We start from the raw sequence: 16,926 nt of genomic DNA, 5'->3' as shown, positions 1-16,926 counted from the left end.
CGGCCGGCGCGCCCAGCTCAGGCCAGCTCAGGCCCGGTTAGACCTGGTTATGCCTGGTTAGGCCCCGCCCAGACCTCCGTGCCGAGGACTTCGTGCGCCAGCTCTCGAAGGGCACGGCGATCGTTGGCCAACGCCGCGCGGCCGGCTGCGGTGGCCCGGTAGACGCGGCGCGCCCGGCCTGTCACCACCTGTTGCTCCGACACCAGCAGACCGTCGGCCTCCAGCCGGTGCAGTGTCGGATACAGCGTGCCGGGGCTCACCTGGTATCCGTGGCGGCTCAGTTCCCCGGTCAGCCAAGCGCCATGGACTTCTCCCTCGGCGGCGTGATGCAGGATGTGCAGGCGCAGCGCGGCCCGCTGAAACTCCCGCATGGACAACCCCTTTCGGGACAACCCCTTCGGGTCAGTGACGAAGCCGATATCGGGTTCCGATTCTACGGTGTGCAGGTCTAGGAGCAGCGCAGCAGCGTCATGAAACCGAAGTCCATGTGTATCTGTTGGTGGCAGTGCAACAGCGACAGCCCCGGTTGGTCGGCGGTGAAGTCGACTTCCATGATCTGGTAGCCGCCCAGCATCGCCACGTCCTTGCGAACACCCGCTGTGGGTGTGCCTGCGACATGGGTGATTTCGAAGGTATGCCGATGCAGATGCATCGGGTGGATGTCGTCGGTGGCGTTGCGGAACCGCAGCCGGTAGCGCCGGCCGCTGGCGACGTCGAGGACCGGTTGCTTGGTGTCCATGGCGTACGCTTCGCCGTTGATTGTCCAGATGTTGAAACCGTCGCCGGCGGCGTTGCGCTTCTCGATGAGCAGGTCGATCACCTGGTCGGCGGCCGGGGCAGTACCGCCGCTGCCGAACACCCGGTAGTCCCAGGCGAACTCGGGCGGCGTGGCCCATTGCGGCTCGCCGGTGCGGCCGGCGTATTCGACGACGGTGCCCATGCCCGCTTGACGGTCCTCGTCGGAGAGGTCGCCGAGTATCCAGACGCCGGGGTGGTTCATCTCCACGATTGCGGAGACGCGTTCGGCGGCACCGAGCCACAACACCGGAACCGCAACGGGTTTGGGCACCGGGTTGCCGTCCAGGGCCACCACGGTGAAGGTGTGTCCGGGCAGGGCTAGGCTGCGGTTCTCGGTGGCGCTGCCGTTGAGGACATGCAGCATGACCCGCTCTCCGGTGTTGACCCGGATCGGTTCCCCGTGCCCGAGAACGCGGCCGTTGACCGTGAAGACCTCGTAGCCAACCTCGTAGCCGTGCGGCCTGCCGGCTGCCAGCGAGGCGTTCATCGCTTGCTCGCCTTGGTTTTTCAGCTCGGCGACCTGGTCGCCGGCCAGGAAACCGCCGGGCATGTCACCGCCCTGGCTCAGGCTGGGCTCGAACTCCTTGAGCGTCAGGAACACTTCGCGGTCGTAGGCGCCCGGTTCATGCTTGGGCTCGATGTAGACGGGACCGACCAAGCCACCGTATTGCCCGCCCGTCAGTTCGGCACCAGGGTTGAGGTGGGTGTGGTAGAAGCGGAACCCCGACGGGCCGGGCACCAACGAGATCCGGCGCATGCCGTGGGCGGCGATGAAGGGGGTGCCTTCCTCGGCCGAGCCGTCGACCTCCACCGGCAGGTGTTGGCCGTGCCAGTGCAGCTGTTCTGGGGTGCCGGTGTCATTGTGGACGTCGACGGTGATCTGCTTGCCCTCGGTAAACCTCAGCAGCGGCCCGGGGAATTGGCCGTTGTAGGTGGTGGTCGAGACGTGTTTGCCGGGGGCGACTTCCACCTGGCTGTGGCCGATGCGCAGCGTGTAGTCGGCCTTACCGGCCGGTGGGTGGTTCGAGCAGGCGCTCACCAGGCCGGTGGCGGTGAGCATTCCCAGGCCGCTCCACGTGAGGAAGCCACGTCGATCAACCGGCATGGACCAGCCGCGCATCCAGTGACCACCGGCCGGGACCGGCCCACAGCAAAAAGATCAGGCCGAGCAGCATCGACAGGTCGGTGCGTGCGTCATGGGCCATGCCCCAGAAACCCTGCACACCGAGAAAGCCGCCCGGCCGCAGCTCTGGAATCTTGGTCAGCGTGATCGCACCGATGATGTCGACGAGCAGTGGAACGGCCGCGACCCGGGTCAGCAGACCCAGGACAATCATTGTGCCACATACAATTTCGACGACCCCGTCCAGATTGGCGAAGAAGGTGGCAGCAGGTATTCCGATCCGCTCGAAGCGCCCCGGCCCGAGCTGCTGCGGATAGCGGAACTTCTGGATGCCCTCGCTGAGAAACACCAAGCCGACCAGCAGTCGTATGCAGATCGCGGCCGGCGGTCCCTCGGCGTGCAGCAATCGCCGCCAGAAATCTCGCCTCGAACCCGTCGCTGCCAACTCGGACTCCGATATCGTGTTCCGATAATCTTCCGGGTGAGCGTACCGCAGCTGTTGCTCGCGACCGACCCCGGGCAGATCGAGGCTTGGCAGGATTTAGCAGTGGATTTAGCAGTGGATGCCGATTCGGTGTTCGAATTCGCCGACGTTGTCGTCGAACGTGACCGGGTGAAAGCGCTGGACGGGTTCACCGCCGTGATTCCGGGGCACGGGGTGACGGCGGTGTTCGGCCCGTCGGGATCGGGCAAGTCGACCCTGCTGCGGTTGTGCAATCGACTGGAGGTGCCGACGAGCGGACGAGTATTGTTCTGCGGCAAGGATATTGCCGAGACCGACCCATTGTGGTTGCGGCGCCGGGTGGGCATGTGCTTCCAGCGCCCGACGCCGTTTCCGGGCACGGTGGCCGACAACATGCGGGTCGCCGAGCCGACCGCGTCGGAGGCGCAGATGACCGAGACGCTGGCCCGCGTGGCGCTCACCGGGTCATGGCTGGACCGCGACGCGACCGCGTTGTCGGGCGGGGAAGCGCAGCGCATGTGTCTGGCCCGCACGCTGATGGCCCGCCCGCAGGTGCTGCTGCTCGACGAACCCACCTCAGCCGTCGACGCGGAAGCGGCACGCGTGATCGAGGGCGCGGTTCGCCGGCTGGCCGGCGACGGGATTCCCGCCCTGTGGGTCACCCATGACGCGGCGCAGGCCGAGCGGGCCGCCGATCGGATATTGCACATCGAACGGGGACGCTGCCGGGGACTCGTCGAGGTCGGGTCCAAGCCGGCCAGCGATCAGGCCAACGATCAGGCCCAGCCGTGAGCGGCCAGGTCGGCTGGATCGGGCTGGCGACGTCGCTGGCTTTGGTGGTGCTGGCCGCGGCGATCTCGCTGTGGCAGCGGCTGGGCCTGGAAAGACAGGTGCTGTGGGCGGCCACCCGCGCGCTGGTCCAGCTGCTGCTCGTCGGGGGCGCGCTGACGCTGCTCTTCGCGCCCGGCCGGTCGTTGTGGTGGTCGTTGGCGTGGACCGCGGGCATGATCGCCTACGCCGGCGATGTCGCCCGCCGGCGGGCGCCCGAGGTACCGCGGCTGGCGCCGCTGGCCATCGCGGCGTTCGCCGCGGCCGCCGCGATCACCCTGGGCGTGATATTCGGGCTGCGGGTGTTCCCCCTGCAGGCCCGGACCCTGGTGCCGATTGCCGGGATGATGATCGGCAACTCGATGACGGCCATGGTGCTGGTGGCCCGGCGCCTCGTCGACGAGCTGCGCGACAAACGCGACGAGGTCGAAGCCCGGCTTGCCCTCGGGCAGCCGTCGCGCCAGGCCGCGGCCCCCTATCTGCGGATCGCGCTGCGCTCGGCGATATCGCCGCAGATCGAGACCACCAAAGCCACCGGTCTGGTGTTCCTGCCGGGCGCCATGACCGGACTGATCCTCGCCGGCGTGCCACCGGTGCAGGCCGTGCTGGTGCAGGCGGTCGTGATGTTCCTCATCCTCGGCTCGGTCGCGGCCACCACCGTCGTCGTCGCGCTGGGGCTGGTGCGCCTGGTGTTCACCCGAGACCACCGGCTACTGCCGCTGCGTTCGCGGCCCCAGCGCTAGCTGGCATGCCCCGGACGCGCCTCGGCGAGTGCGTCAAGGAACGAGCGGGCCCAGCGGTCCACGTCATGGGCCAGCACCTGGCGTCGCAGCGCCCGCATCCGGCGTCGTCCGGCCTCGACCGACTGGTTGAGCGCCTCCTCGATGCCGTTTTTGACGTCTTCAAGGTCGTGCGGATTGACCAGATAGGCCTGGCGAAGTTCGGCGGCGGCTCCAGTAAATTCGCTGAGCACCAGCGCCCCGCCGGAATAACTGCGGCAGGCGACGTACTCCTTGGCCACCAAGTTCATTCCATCCCGCAACGGGGTGACCAACATGACATCACTGGCCACGTAGAAGGCGATGAGCTCGTCGCGCGGAACCGGGCGATGCAGGTAGTGCACCACCGGATGACCGACCTCGCCGAACTCGCCGTTGATGTGGCCGACCTGCCGCTCGATGTCGTTACGCAGGATCTGGTAACTCTCCACCCGCTCCCGGCTGGGTGTCGCCAGCTGGATCAACACGGTGTCGTCGCGCTTGGCGCGTCCCTCGGCCAGGAGCTCGTAGAACGCTTTGAGCCGCACGTCGATGCCCTTGGTGTAGTCCAGCCGGTCGACGCCGAGCAGAATCTTGCGGGGGTTGCCCAGCTCCGCACGGATTTCCTTGGCGCGGCGCCTGATATCCCGGTTGCGGCCGGCGCGGTCGAGCGCGCCCGAATCAATAGAGATGGGAAAGGCGCCCACCCGAATGGTGCGTGAACCCAACACCACCTCACCGAAGCGTGACCGCACGCCGACCGAGCCCCGGGTGGTATCGGCGCCCACCAACCGCCGGGCCAGAATCATGAAGTTTTGAGCCCCGCCGGGCAGGTGAAAGCCCACCAGGTCGGCGCCCAGCAAGCCCTGGATGATCTCGGTGCGCCATGGCAGCTGCATGAACAGCTCCACCGGTGGGAAGGGGATGTGCAGAAAGAAGCCGATGGTCAGGTCGGGGCGCATCGTGCGCAGCATCTTCGGGACCAGTTGCAGCTGGTAGTCCTGAACCCACACCGTTCCGCCGTGGCCGGCCGCGCGTGCGGCGGCTTCGGCGAAGCGACGGTTGACGTCGACATACCGCTCCCACCACTCGCGGTCGTAGAGCGGCTTGACGATGACGTCGTGGTAGAGGGGCCACAGTGTGGCGTTGGAAAACCCCTCGTAATATTCGGCGACGTCGTCGGCGGACAGCTGCACCGGATGCAGCCGCAGCTCGTCCTGGACGATGGGCTCGTCTACCGCGTCGACATCGGCTTCGGCAACACCGGGCCAGCCGACCCAGGCCCCGCGCCGGCGCCGTAGTAGCGGCTCGAGCGCGGTGACCAGCCCGCCGGGGCTGCGCTTCCAGGTGGTCGTGCCGTCGGGAAGCCGCTCCTGGTCGACGGGCAGCCGGTTGGCCACGACTACGAAGTCCGAGTCCCCGAAGACTTCGGTGGGTGGGGGCTCCGTGGACCGCCGTCCGCTGGAAGCCATTTAGCTCTCGAGCTTCGCCGGCCCAATACCGAGCATGGACAAGAAAATGCGGCACTCATCGGCGTCGTTGGCGTATGCGGCGACGACCCGCCTGGCCTGGCTCGCGGTGCTGTCGGCCACCGGTTCCACGTCGCCGATATCGCCATGGTCAGTTTTGGTTGGCATTACACAACTGTAAGCGAAGCTAAATCCGGCACGCAGCCGTGGCGGCTAGTCCGGCGCCGGTTCTGCGGAAAGACCTCGCGGACCGGTGCCGCAGCAAACTTTTCCGAGCGCCGGTCCGCGCGTCGGCGGCCCGGCTCGCGACCTTCTTACAGAGTCGCCGTAATCTGTAAAGTCGATACCGGCCCCAGACGACCCGCGAGACAAGGTAGGTGGGTGCGATGACACTCTCGGACAGCGCCGATACCCAAGCCGATACCCAAGCCGATACCCACGCCGATACCCACGCCGACGGAGCCAAACCCGCCGAGCTGGTGGCCTACGAAACCCTCGACGACGGGCGGATCGCGCGGATCTGGCTCAACCGTCCGGAGGCGCACAACGCGCAGAATCGAACCCTGTTGGTTCAGCTCGACGAGGCGTTTTGCCGGGCCGAGGCCGACGACGCCGTGCGAGTGGTGATCCTGGCCGCACGGGGAGATAACTTTTCCGCCGGGCACGACCTCGGGTCGGAGGCGGCGATGCTGGAGCGTAAGCCCGGACCGGCGCAGCATCCGACCTTCCGTTCCCACGGCGCCACCCGCGACGCGGTCATGGAAAAGCTGTACCTGCAGGAGTGGCACTTCTACTTCCAAAACACCTGCCGCTGGCGCGATTTGCGCAAGATCACCATCGCCCAGGTCCAGGGCAACGCGATCTCGGCGGGCCTGATGTTGATCTGGGCGTGCGACCTGATCGTCGCCGCCGACAATGCCAGGTTCAGCGACGTGGTGGCGGTGCGACTGGGTATGCCGGGTGTCGAATACTACGCGCACCCTTGGGAATTCGGTCCGCGCAAGGCCAAAGAGCTGCTGTTGACCGGTGATTCGCTGGATGCCGACGAGGCCTACCGGCTCGGCATGGTGTCCAAGGTCTTTCCGGCCGCAGAGCTGGAGGAAAAGACGTGCGAGTTCGCGCGGCGCATCGCCGAGCGTCCCACTATGGCGGCGTTGCTGGTCAAGGATTCGGTCAACGCGGCCTCCGACGCCATGGGCTTCACCGAGGCGCTGCGGCACGCGTTTCACGTCCACGAGTTGGGACATGCCCACTGGGCCGCCCACAATCAGAACAGGTTCCCGGTCGGCCTGCCGCCCGACGTCGAAGACTGGCGTACGGCCAAGCCGACCAAGGTGGCCCGCCGCGATACCCCGTAGTCGCAGTCACATCCGTTGCGCCTGTCCCGTTGAGGTGATCCGCCTCCGCGAGAGACCGGTGTGGCAGCTGTGACGATAGTGTTCGGCGGCACCGGGGACCGATGCCGCGCCGACGGCCGCATGGTTCGATAACGAGAACCTGTTTCAGCTTCACCGTGAGGGGCTCGAATGCAGCTTTCCTTTCAAGACCGGACCTACCTGGTCACCGGCGGCGGCAGCGGAATCGGAAAGGGGGTGGCCGCCGGTCTGGTGGCGGCCGGGGCCTCGGTCATGATCGTCGGCCGCAACCCCGACCGGCTGGCGGGCGCAGTGCAAGAACTCGAAGCGCTGAAGGCACGCGGCGGATCCATCCGCTACGAGCCCGCGGATGTCACCAACGAGGAGGAGACCGCCCGTGCGGTCCACGCGGTAACGGCATGGCACGGGCAGCTGCACGGCGTGGTGCATTGCGCGGGCGGGTCGGAGACCATCGGGCCGATCACCCAGATCGACTCGGCGGCCTGGCGTCGCACCGTCGACCTCAACGTCAACGGCACCATGTATGTCCTCAAACACGCCGCGCGCGAAATGGTGCGCGGCGGCGGCGGGTCCTTCGTCGGCATCTCCTCGATCGCGGCCAGCAATACCCACCGTTGGTTCGGCGCCTACGGGGTCACCAAGTCCGCGGTCGACCACCTGATGCAGTTGGCGGCCGACGAGCTCGGCCCGTCCTGGGTGCGGGTCAACAGCATCCGCCCGGGCCTGATCCGCACCGAACTCGTCGCGCCGGTCACCGAATCGCCGGAGCTGAGCCGCGACTACGCGGTCTGCACGCCGCTGCCGCGGGTCGGCGAGGTCGAGGACGTCGCCAACCTGGCGATGTTTCTGCTCAGCGACGCGGCCGGGTTCATCACCGGGCAGGTGATCAACGTCGACGGCGGCCACATGCTGCGACGGGGCCCGGACTTCTCGGCGATGCTGGAACCGGTGTTCGGCCGCGACGGACTACGTGGAGTCGTCTGAGGCCATGGAACGACTCCACAGCCAGCGGATCCTGGTGACCGGCGCCGCCTCCGGGATCGGTCAGGCCACCGCACTGCGGCTGCTGAACGAGGGGGCGGCGGTGATGGGCAGCGACATCGCGGCCGACGGCTTGGCCACGACAGCGGCCCGCGCCGCCGGGGCCGGGACCGGGGGCAGGTTCACCACATGCGAGATGAACGTCGCCGACGAGCTGTCGGTGATCGAGGGGGTGCGCCGCGCCGTCGACAGCCTGGGCGGCCTGGACTCACTGGTCAACGCCGCCGGCATGCTGCGCGCCGCGCACACTCACCAGACCGGGACCGAGCAGTGGAATCAGATCATCGCGGTCAACCTGACCGGCACCTTTCTGGTGGTCCGGGAAGCCCTGCCGGCGCTGCTGGCCAACCAGCGCAGCACAATAGTGAATTTCAGCTCCACCTCGGCGTCGTTTGCCCACCCGTACATGGCTGCCTACGCCGCGAGTAAAGGCGGTGTGCAAGCCTTCACGCATTCCCTGGCACTCGAGTATGCGAAGCGCGGTCTGCGGGCGGTGTGTGTGGCGCCGGGCAGCATCAAGTCCGGCATCACCGATGCCACCGGCGGTTACCTCCCGCAAGACGCCGACTGGTCGCTGTTTACCCGGCTGATGCCGGTTTTGCCCACCACCGAGACATCCAGCGGCGCCGGAATGGCAGATCCGTCGGTGGTCGCCGGCGTCATCGCCATGCTGGTGTCGCAGGACGGTGCGTTCATCACCGGCACCGAAATCCGCATCGACGGCGGAACACACGCCTAGCTAATTCACCCAGCGTGCGGTGCGCGCGTCAGTTCACACAGGGAACTCCACCGCCGTCGATCGGCATTCCGTGATCGGGCGTCGGGTATGTGCTGGTAGTACCGCCGCTGTAATAGGTGTTGTACTTGTTCTCGGTCGTCCCGGTCGTCCCGGTCGTCCCGGTCGTCCCGGTCGTCCCGGTCGTTCCGGTCGATGTGGTGGTCGCGCTGGTTTCTTGAGATTCGTCGAGGGCCGGCATCGCGAAGTCGGTATCCACGGTCAGCTGGATGTGTCCGGGTGCCAAGCCGGGGTCCGCTTTCAACGTATCGACGCCGAGCAGGCTGGCCAGATTCTGCGCGTCGGTTTGGGTGCCGGTGCCGTATTTGATGGTGCTGGTCGAGGGGTCGCCGGCTTGGCGGTCCCGGACCTGGCCGGCGGTGTAGCCGTGCTTTCGCAGCGCGCTGGACACCTGGCTGGCCATCCCGCTGATGCTGCCGGCATTGACCACGTCGACGACGGTGGACGGGTCCGGCTTCGCGGCCGGGGTCGTGGTTGTCGCCGCCGGGGCGCCGGTGCCGATGGCCGCGGCTACCTCGGCCTTGATCGCGGCCGGGTCGATGATGTTGACGTCTTGGCCGTCGATGTTGTCATAACGCACCACCGGCAGGGTCCGGAACTCGACGTTCCCGCCCGCCAGTTCGCCCATGCGGCGGAACAGGTCCTGATCCCAGCCGGCCGACAGCACGACGTCTTTACGGGCCACGGCCATCAGGCTGTCGAGGCGATCCAGGTTGGTGAAGGTGCCCGAATCCTGCAGATCGTGCATCACCGACGACAGGAATGCCTGCTGCCGGTGGGTCCGGTCCAGGTCCCCGTTATCCAGACCGTGACGCTGCCGCACGAACGCCAGCGCCTGGGCGGCGTCGAGTCGCTGAAGTCCGGCGGGAAAGTCGGCGCCGGAATACGAGTCGGAGACGGCGTGGTTCAGACACACCTCGACGCCGCCGAGCGTCTCGGCCAGATCGTAGAAACCAGCCAGGTTTACCTCGGCGAAATAGTCGATCGGAACGCCGGTCAGACTGCGTACCGCCCGCAGGGTGGCGGCGCGGCCGGCCTCGCGGCCCCGGGTCTCCAGCTCTCGCTGAGAGCTCACCCCTTGGTTGGCCAACTGCTGGGCGACGTACTGCTTGGTGAGCCCGTACGCTTCCTTGATCTTGATGTGGTTGTATCCCGGAACGCCGGCGAAGGGCACCCAGTCGTCACGGGGGATCGAGAAGGCGACGACCTTTCCGTCGGCGCCGACGTGCACGAGGATCAAGGTGTTGGTGTTGTAGCCCCCCTGGTCGGAATCACCGGCGTGCAGGTGTTTGAGGATCGACCACGGCAGGTCGTTGCCCTCCTGGTCTTTGCGGGAGTCGAGCCCGATCAGCAGGATGTTCATGTTGTTGCCGGTGGACCGCGGGTCCTCTGCGGTCAGGGCCTGGGAAATGGTGATGCCGCCCAGTGCGCCGTGAGCCACCCAATATCCGGCCCCGGTCATGCCCAGGGCCACCACGGACACCAGCGTCATGAGACTTCGCGACAGCCGTCGGCGCAGCGACGACGGCTGACGAACAGCGCGACGGCGGTGACGTCCGCCCGAACGACCCATCACAAGCCTCGACCAGTCCCCGGTCCACCGGCCGGCATTGGACCGGCGGTTTGCGGGGACGTCGCTTGCTGCATGCCGTCTAGTATGCGGCAGATTGCTGCGTGGCCCCCACTCCAGATGCGCGGATGTGGGCAGATTCACGCGTTGAGCAGCGGCTACGCCGCGGCCGGTTCATTTCCCCTACCTGCACCTTCTGGCTACAATTCGCCAAGCGCGGAAGTACCGGGGAGCTGTCGGGAGGGGTGTCGGGCACGAACATGGCATCGGGCGATATCGACCCTAACTGGCCCCCGCCGGCCTACGAGCCGTCCGACGATGTCGATACGACTCCACCGAATCCGCCGTCGGGGCCGGCCCGGTCCGCGCGCGGCGTCTGGCTGGTGGCGGCGTTCCTAGCTGTCGTAGCCGTCGTTGCGCTGGTCATCGTGGCGGTCGTGGTGTTCTCGGGCAAGCCGCGTCCCGGCGCCGGTCCTTCGGCGGCGCCCGCCACCGCCCCGTCGAACCCGCCGACGACGACGTCCACCGCGCCCGCGGGCCCGTGCGGGCCCGATGAGGCAACCGCGGTATCCGCGGCGCTGGCCCAGCTTCCCGCGGACAAGAAGACCGGTAAAGCGTGGAATCCCACTCCGGAGTTCAGTGACTACGATCCGTGCGCGGACTTGTCGGCGGTGGTGGTGACGGTGGTGGATGCCACCCGCAGCTCACCGGACCAGGCGCTGATGTTTCACCGCGGGGCGTTCGTCGGCACTGCCACCGCGGTGGCGTATCCGTTCACCGAATTGGAGGTTCCGGCCTCCACCGACGACCTGGTCGTCCTCACCTACCGGAGCCGACAAAGCTGTGACGCCTGCGATGACGGCACCCTGACCACCGTCGGGTTTCAGTGGCAGGGCGACCACGTCCAGATGCTCGATCCGCCCCCGGAGTCGTTGGACTCACCGCCGTGATCCGCCGCACCCGGCCGAGCCCTCACCGACCCCGACGTTGAATGGAGCGTGACCGTGCCGACTTCACCGCCGGCAGGATGGTATTTCAATCCCGACGGCTCGGGCGGACAGCGATATTGGGACGGTCAGCACTGGACCAAGCATTGCCGCGCGGACCGCTCGACGGCACGCTCACCGTTTCGGGCCGTTGCCAACGGGGTGCGCCGGGGCTGGTCAGGAATGCCGGTGGCACTGCGGCTGCTACTTCCCATCGCCATGGTGCTGACATTGGTCGGAATCGGATTCGCGTTCTGGGTGAAATCGCCCCGCGACGACTGGGCGCGCCTGCCGAAGCAGCTCAACTGCCAGCTGCAGGACGGACCGAAGCCGCCCGACAACCTCACCGTGGCGTCCGTGGACGTCGGCCATCCCCGAAGCGGCGTGTTGCAGCTGGTGGTTCGATTCGCGCAGCCGTTGCCGCAGTCGCCGGCGGGTAACCACTCGTCCGGCTTTGTGGGTTACGTCCTGACATACAGTGTCGCCAACAACGGCAAGAAATTCGTCGAACTCGGCCCGGAACAGGACACCGACGACCTTGCTATCGTGCGCACCCAGGACCCCGCCAGCACTGATGCGTCGATGCGGCCCGACCGGGACACCAACGCCCGCAGGATCACGCCCGACACCATGCAGATCAACCTCGAACTGAAGCGGCTCGGCGTCGAAAATCAGCCGGTGATTCCCGAGCTCACCGTCGACTCCCAGTTCAACACGCCGTCTACCACGACCGTGCAGTATGCGCCGCAAGTCTGCCGGGGCTAGCCAAATCCGTTATGCGCCTTGCGCTTACGAGTTTCCTCGCCCGATGTGTAATACCAGCGGATGTTGGTGCCGGTGATCATTTCCAGGAGGAATACCCCCAGTGGTTCGACCTCGTAGTAGTAGTGAACGTCGCCGTTTGCGTCCAACGTGCTGGCGCAGCTGCGGCTCGGTGTCCCGCACCGTTGCTTGATCGGCATGGCTAGCGCGGCGATCACTAGCACGACCGAAAACCACACCCCAAGCGGGACTCTTCTCAATGCGAACCTCGTCTGCGAAGAAAGCATTACTGCAGGCAGTGTATGTGGCTGGCTCGCGGAGCGCCTTGGCCCGCATCGGGCAATCGAAATCCGGACCAATCGGTTAATGCGCGGCTAGTTTGAGCACCCGGTTGTTATTGCTGTCGGTGACGTAGACGTTTCCGGCTTCGTCTACCGCCACTCCTTCGGGATGGTTGAGCCCGCCCAGCGGTAGCACTGTTTGGAAGTCGGCTCCCGCCGGTAATTTCAGGATCTGGTTCTTGGGGGAGTCACTGACGTAGACGGCGCCGGTCTTGTCTACCGCCACGGCGGTGGGGAAGACCAGCTCGGTGAACGGCAGGACGATCTGAGTGCTCGCTCCGGCGGGCAGTTTGAGTACCCGGTTGTTGTACGCGTCGCAGACATACACCGCGCCCGAGCTGTCGACCGCCACGCCGGCGGGAGCTTTCAGGCCGGTGAACGGCAGCACGGTCTGGGGGCCGCCGCCGCCGGGCAATTTCAGCACTCGGTTGTTGGGTGTGTCGACGACGTAGACGTTGCGGGCGGTATCGACCGCCAGACCCGCGGAATCCTCGGCGCCGGTGTCGGCCAGCTTCGACGCGCTGGCGGCGCCGGCGGGCAGGGTGAGCACCTCGCCACGGGCGCCGGAGACATACACGGTGCCGGTGCTGTCCACCGCCAGGGATTGGGGGCGATTGAGTCCGGTGAACGGCAGCTCGGTCTCGGCGAACGAACCGGACGCCAGCTGCACCACCCGATTGTTGTAGTAGTCGCCGACGTAGACGGCGCCACCGGGGCCGACCGCGACCGGGGTGGGGCCGTCGAGCCCGGTGAACGGCAGCACGACCGGTGCTGGCCGGAGCGGCTCGGACGGTCCCGCAACCTGCGATACGGGATGGGCCGTCGGGTTTCCCGCGATCGCGCCGACCCCGACGACGGCGATGACCAGGGCGGCGGCCGCACCGCCGAGTTGCCACGGCCTGCGCCGGTGCCATGCCGGTGTGGCCTGCGAGGGCGGTGGCGTGACCGTCTTCGATCGGGCTGGCTTCTCGGCGGTGCCGCTGGTGTCGGGTGTCGCGCCGGGCCGCTGCGGTTCCGCCGGCGCTGCGGCGTCGCTGTTCGGGGTGCGCGCGGCGCCGCACGGGCCGAGCTCTGATGCGTCGTCAAGCACCTGGCGTGCCGCCGCGGCCAGGTCCCGGGCGGTTGGGTAGCGCTGGTCAGGGTCCTTGGCCAAACCCCGTGCGATCACCTCGTCGAACCCGGCCGGCAGTTCGGGCTTGACGTCGGTGGGCCGTGGCGGGTCCTGTGTCGTGTGCCCGGTGAACTGCTGCTCGAGCGTCTCACCCGAAAACGGCAGCTGCCCGGTGAGGCACTCGTAGAGCACACACGCCAGCGCGTATATGTCGACACAGGCATCGTTGGTCCCGTCGGTGAAACGCTCCGGCGCCATGTAGCCCCAGGTGCCCAGGATCGAGCCGGTGTAGGTCAATTTCGGGGCGGCTTCGCCACGGGCGATCCCGAAGTCGATCAGGTAGACGAACTCGTCGTCGGTGATCAGCAGATTGGACGGCTTGACGTCGCGGTGCACCAACCCCTGTTCGTGGGCGGCGTCAAGCGCCACGGCCACCTGCTCGACGATCGTGACGGTCAGCTCGGGGGTCAGGTGACCGTCACGGTTGAGCAGGGCCTGCACGTCCGTGCCGTCGACCACGGGCATCACCAAATACAGCTGGCCGTCGATCTCGTCGGCCTCGTGAATGGGGATGACGTGCGGTTCGTTCAACTGGGCGACACCGTATGCCTCGCGGCGGAACCGTTCCCGGTATCCCGGCTCGGTGGCCAGCTCCGGCGCCAGCACCTTGACGGCAACCTCGCGACGCATCTTGGTGTCGCGGGCACGATAAACCTTGCCCATGGCTCCCTCGCCGATCACCTCGATCAGCTGGTAGCGCCCGAACACCGTATCCACAATCCGCCTCCTGACAGGGCTTGCATGCTACCCAACGGCGGCGTCAATTTGCCGCGACCCGAGTTGCCCGCGCTGCCGGCAGACGGCCGTCTACGCAGGTCGAAGCGGTAAGCGGGCCGATAAGTGACAAACGTCGCAGCTGCGGTCGCTCCATGAGGTGCTAGCGAGACGCCGGCGGCTTTCCGAGCGGCGGTGCAGGGCGGCCGGGCCCGCCGGGTCCCTCACCGCAGAAGTCGACGCTGCCGCGCCGGTAGTGTTGCTCACCTATGACCACCGCAAGCTCGGCGGATGCTTCATCGCCGCCCAAGCGTGTGGAGGTGCTCGGCAATATCGGACCCAACTGGTTCGCCTCGGTCATGGGCACCGGAATCGTGGCCATTGCCGGGGCCACCCTGCCGGTCCACGTGCCGGGCCTGCACGCGTTCACCGAAGCGATCTGGGTGATCGCCGCGGTGTTGCTGGTCGTGCTGATCGTGCTGGTCGGCGGGCACTGGCTGCGCCACCCCACGGTGGCGCGCACGCACGCCCGCAATCCGCAGATGGCCCACTTCTACGGCGCAGCGCCCATGGCGCTGATGACCGTCGGCTCGGGCGCACTGCTGGCCGGTTCACACCTGATCGGCGAGCGCATCGCCGTCGACCTGGACTGGGTGCTGTGGACCGCGGGAACGCTCGGCGGCCTGTTCACCGCCGTCAGCATTCCGTTCCTGATGTTCACCCAGCTTCGCGTGGAGCCGGACGCGGCCTTCGGCGGCTGGCTCATGCCGGTGGTCCCGCCGATGGTGTCGGCCGCGGCCGGGGCGCAGCTGCTGCCGCACATGCCGTCGGGCACCGGCCGCGAAACCATGCTCTTCGGTTGCTACGCGATGTTCGGACTGTCGTTCGTGGCGTCGTTGAACATCATCGCGATGATCTGGAGCCGGTTGGCCTTGTACGGCACCTCCGGCTCGGTGCGAGTGCCGACGCTGTGGATCGTGCTGGGGCCGCTCGGCCAATCCATCACCGCCGCAGGACTTTTGGCGGCCGGTGCGATGACCGGCGCGGTGCCGCACGAGCTGGCCGAGGACATGGCCGCGTTCGCGATCATCTTCGGGGTTCCGGTGTGGGGTTTCGCGATGCTCTGGATTGCCTTGGCCACCGCGTTGACGGTGCGAACCCTGCTGCGCGGCATGCCATTTGCCCTGACATGGTGGAGCCTCACGTTCCCGGTAGGCACCTTCGTCACCGGTACGTCGCAGCTGGCCGTGCACACGCAGCTGCCTGCGTTCAAGGTGGCCGCCGTCATCGCTTACGCCGGTTTACTCGCCACCTGGGTTCTGGTGACCCTCCGCACCGCCAAGGGCAGTCTGCGTGGCACACTGCTCGTGCCGCCCGGCTCGGCCCCGGTCACGGTCGGCAAGAACCCGCAAACCTGACCGCGCCGGCCGGTCCGGCGCCCCGTGCGGATCGCGGTCAACGGCCGCCGTCAATGTGCCGGTTGCCGGATTTGCCCGTACCTGGCCGTGGCCCAGGCCAGCAACACGAATGCTGTTGCGCCACATGCCGCGAACAACAGCCCCAGCGGTGTCTGGGTCCGTTCGTGGAACGCGCCGACAGCTGCCATGGCGGCGCTGACCACGAGATAACCGATGCCGCTCACCAGACCGCCGATCAATCCGAGATTACGGACGAACAGGCCCATCGCCAGGCCGTACATCTGCGGGCAGAGCACCCCGCACCCGGACAATGCCAGACAGGAGCCGATGGTGAGCGCCCACGGGTCGTTTCCGATCAGCAGTCCCGATCCGACCAGTATCGAGGTGCCGATGCCGAAGACCGTCAGCGCGCCCATGGCGAGCCGACGCGCCGAGAGGCGAATCGCCAGAATGCCACAGGCCAGTTCGCCGCACAGATTAGCCACCCCGACGATCAGCGCCATCAAACCGTAAGCCGCCGGCGAGAAACCCAGGTTCTGCTGGTAAAGGAAAGGTCCGGCCACCCCGAAGGCAAGCTGCGCCGAGGCCATCAAGCCGAACACCAGCACGAAGCTGGTGAACACGCGATGCCGCAGCGCGTCGGCCAGCACCCGGATGACCGCCCCCGGGTGAATAGGTGAACGCTTCTGCCGCGCAAGCGTTTCGGGCAACAGCAGCACCACGACCAGCGCGGCCAGCGCGGCCAACCCCGCGATCGAGGCGAACACCAGCCGCCAGTCGAGAAACTGGACCAGCACCCCGCCCGCGGCGGGCGCCAGCACCGGCGCCAGCCCCCATGCGACGCCGAGCAGTCCCGACACCGATGTCAATCGCCGGCCGCGGAAGCAATCGGCGGCAATGGCGTAGGGCACCACCATGCAGGCGGACGCGGCCGCGCCCTCGACGAACCGCGCCGCGAGAAGCACCGGCACGCTGCCGGCTACCGCGCACAGCACACTGGTGGCGACAACGATGCCCAAGCAGGTCAGCAGGACCGGTTTGCGGCCCCGGGCGTCCGCGACGACTCCGACGGGGACGAACGCCAAACTCATCCCGAGGAGGTAGGCGGCAACGGTGTGTTGCATCGACGTCGGCGAGGCGCGCAGATCGACGACCATCTGGGGCAGCGCCGGGGTGTAGAGGTCCAGCGGGATCTGGCTCATCGGCACGACGAACATCAGGATCGCAACGAGATACCGTGGCGGCGACGCGGGCCCATGTTCGGGATACGCGTCCCTCACAACGCCGGATCATAGACCGGATCGTCGCTCGT

At 67.2% G+C, this 16,926-nt stretch carries 17 protein-coding genes; 8 read left to right on the top strand and 9 right to left on the bottom strand.

Going from position 1 to position 16,926, the window contains the following annotated elements:
- Window positions 1-47: 47 nt before the first annotated feature.
- From MKAN_RS11065 to MKAN_RS11055, 3 genes are all read right to left on the bottom strand, one after another.
- Window positions 48-371 carry an Rv3488 family transcriptional regulator gene (locus MKAN_RS11065; protein WP_023368302.1) on the bottom strand — a complete coding sequence of 108 codons (324 nt, stop codon included), beginning with the start codon at window positions 369-371 and terminating at the stop codon, window positions 48-50.
- Between the two features lie 77 nt (window positions 372-448).
- Window positions 449-1,858, bottom strand: coding sequence for a multicopper oxidase family protein (locus tag MKAN_RS11060; RefSeq protein WP_023368300.1), 1,410 nt, complete (start codon window positions 1,856-1,858; stop codon window positions 449-451).
- A 34-nt stretch (window positions 1,859-1,892) separates the two neighbouring features.
- Complete coding sequence (locus tag MKAN_RS11055; RefSeq protein ID WP_036395464.1) at window positions 1,893-2,324, bottom strand: DoxX family protein; 432 nt, start codon at window positions 2,322-2,324, stop codon at window positions 1,893-1,895.
- A 156-nt stretch (window positions 2,325-2,480) separates the two neighbouring features.
- On the opposite strand from MKAN_RS11055, the gene MKAN_RS11050 reads away from it, so the two are divergent.
- Window positions 2,481-3,176, top strand: coding sequence for an ABC transporter ATP-binding protein (locus tag MKAN_RS11050; RefSeq protein WP_036395465.1), 696 nt, complete (start codon window positions 2,481-2,483; stop codon window positions 3,174-3,176).
- A complete protein-coding gene (locus tag MKAN_RS11045; RefSeq protein ID WP_023368294.1) occupies window positions 3,173-3,955 on the top strand; it encodes an ABC transporter permease in 783 nt (260 codons plus the stop codon). Before MKAN_RS11050 ends, MKAN_RS11045 begins: the two co-directional genes overlap by 4 nt.
- Here the strand turns inward: MKAN_RS11045 and MKAN_RS11040 are convergent.
- Entirely contained in the window at window positions 3,952-5,442 is a 1,491-nt protein-coding gene (locus tag MKAN_RS11040; RefSeq protein ID WP_023368292.1) for an alpha,alpha-trehalose-phosphate synthase (UDP-forming), read from the bottom strand. The two genes, MKAN_RS11045 and MKAN_RS11040, sit on opposite strands and share 4 nt — an antisense overlap.
- A complete protein-coding gene (locus MKAN_RS30430) occupies window positions 5,443-5,607 on the bottom strand; it encodes a hypothetical protein (protein WP_023368290.1) in 165 nt (54 codons plus the stop codon).
- Window positions 5,608-5,825: 218 nt separating this feature from the next.
- Between MKAN_RS30430 and MKAN_RS11035 the strand changes: the two genes are divergently transcribed.
- The 3 genes from MKAN_RS11035 (at window position 5,826) to MKAN_RS11025 (ending at window position 8,595) form a co-directional block, all read left to right on the top strand.
- Entirely contained in the window at window positions 5,826-6,797 is a 972-nt protein-coding gene (locus tag MKAN_RS11035) for an enoyl-CoA hydratase (RefSeq protein ID WP_036395466.1), read from the top strand.
- 168 nt (window positions 6,798-6,965) lie between these two features.
- The gene (locus MKAN_RS11030; protein WP_023368286.1) at window positions 6,966-7,799 is read left to right on the top strand and encodes an SDR family oxidoreductase; all 834 of its coding nucleotides are present in this window, start codon (window positions 6,966-6,968) and stop codon (window positions 7,797-7,799) included.
- 4 nt (window positions 7,800-7,803) lie between these two features.
- On the top strand, window positions 7,804-8,595 hold the full coding sequence (locus tag MKAN_RS11025) for an SDR family NAD(P)-dependent oxidoreductase (RefSeq protein WP_023368284.1): 792 nt from the start codon (window positions 7,804-7,806) through the stop codon (window positions 8,593-8,595).
- Window positions 8,596-8,623: 28 nt separating this feature from the next.
- Here MKAN_RS11025 and MKAN_RS11020 read toward each other — a convergent pair whose 3' ends face one another.
- Window positions 8,624-10,225: an LCP family protein gene (locus tag MKAN_RS11020; RefSeq protein WP_036395438.1), complete on the bottom strand. Its 1,602-nt coding sequence runs from the start codon at window positions 10,223-10,225 to the stop codon at window positions 8,624-8,626.
- Window positions 10,226-10,482: 257 nt separating this feature from the next.
- Here MKAN_RS11020 and MKAN_RS11015 point away from each other — a divergent pair, with 257 nt between their 5' ends.
- Window positions 10,483-11,172, top strand: coding sequence for an LppP/LprE family lipoprotein (locus MKAN_RS11015; protein ID WP_036395467.1), 690 nt, complete (start codon window positions 10,483-10,485; stop codon window positions 11,170-11,172).
- 54 nt (window positions 11,173-11,226) lie between these two features.
- Window positions 11,227-11,973 carry a DUF2510 domain-containing protein gene (locus tag MKAN_RS11010; RefSeq protein ID WP_036395468.1) on the top strand — a complete coding sequence of 249 codons (747 nt, stop codon included), beginning with the start codon at window positions 11,227-11,229 and terminating at the stop codon, window positions 11,971-11,973.
- On the opposite strand, the gene MKAN_RS11005 is transcribed toward MKAN_RS11010, so the two are convergent.
- Window positions 11,970-12,230 carry a hypothetical protein gene (locus MKAN_RS11005; RefSeq protein ID WP_036395439.1) on the bottom strand — a complete coding sequence of 87 codons (261 nt, stop codon included), beginning with the start codon at window positions 12,228-12,230 and terminating at the stop codon, window positions 11,970-11,972. The two genes, MKAN_RS11010 and MKAN_RS11005, sit on opposite strands and share 4 nt — an antisense overlap.
- Window positions 12,231-12,333: 103 nt before the next feature.
- On the bottom strand, window positions 12,334-14,199 hold the full coding sequence (locus tag MKAN_RS11000; protein ID WP_023368274.1) for a serine/threonine-protein kinase PknD: 1,866 nt from the start codon (window positions 14,197-14,199) through the stop codon (window positions 12,334-12,336).
- A 266-nt stretch (window positions 14,200-14,465) separates the two neighbouring features.
- On the opposite strand from MKAN_RS11000, the gene MKAN_RS10995 reads away from it, so the two are divergent.
- Complete coding sequence (locus MKAN_RS10995) at window positions 14,466-15,614, top strand: TDT family transporter (protein WP_023368272.1); 1,149 nt, start codon at window positions 14,466-14,468, stop codon at window positions 15,612-15,614.
- A 50-nt stretch (window positions 15,615-15,664) separates the two neighbouring features.
- Here the strand turns inward: MKAN_RS10995 and MKAN_RS10990 are convergent, their stop codons facing one another.
- Window positions 15,665-16,894: a multidrug effflux MFS transporter gene (locus tag MKAN_RS10990; RefSeq protein ID WP_023368270.1), complete on the bottom strand. Its 1,230-nt coding sequence runs from the start codon at window positions 16,892-16,894 to the stop codon at window positions 15,665-15,667.
- Window positions 16,895-16,926: the final 32 nt, after the last annotated feature.

This window comes from Mycobacterium kansasii ATCC 12478, assembly GCF_000157895.3.
GTDB lineage: Bacteria > Actinomycetota > Actinomycetes > Mycobacteriales > Mycobacteriaceae > Mycobacterium > Mycobacterium kansasii.
This window is presented reverse-complemented; position numbering and strand designations above follow the sequence as displayed.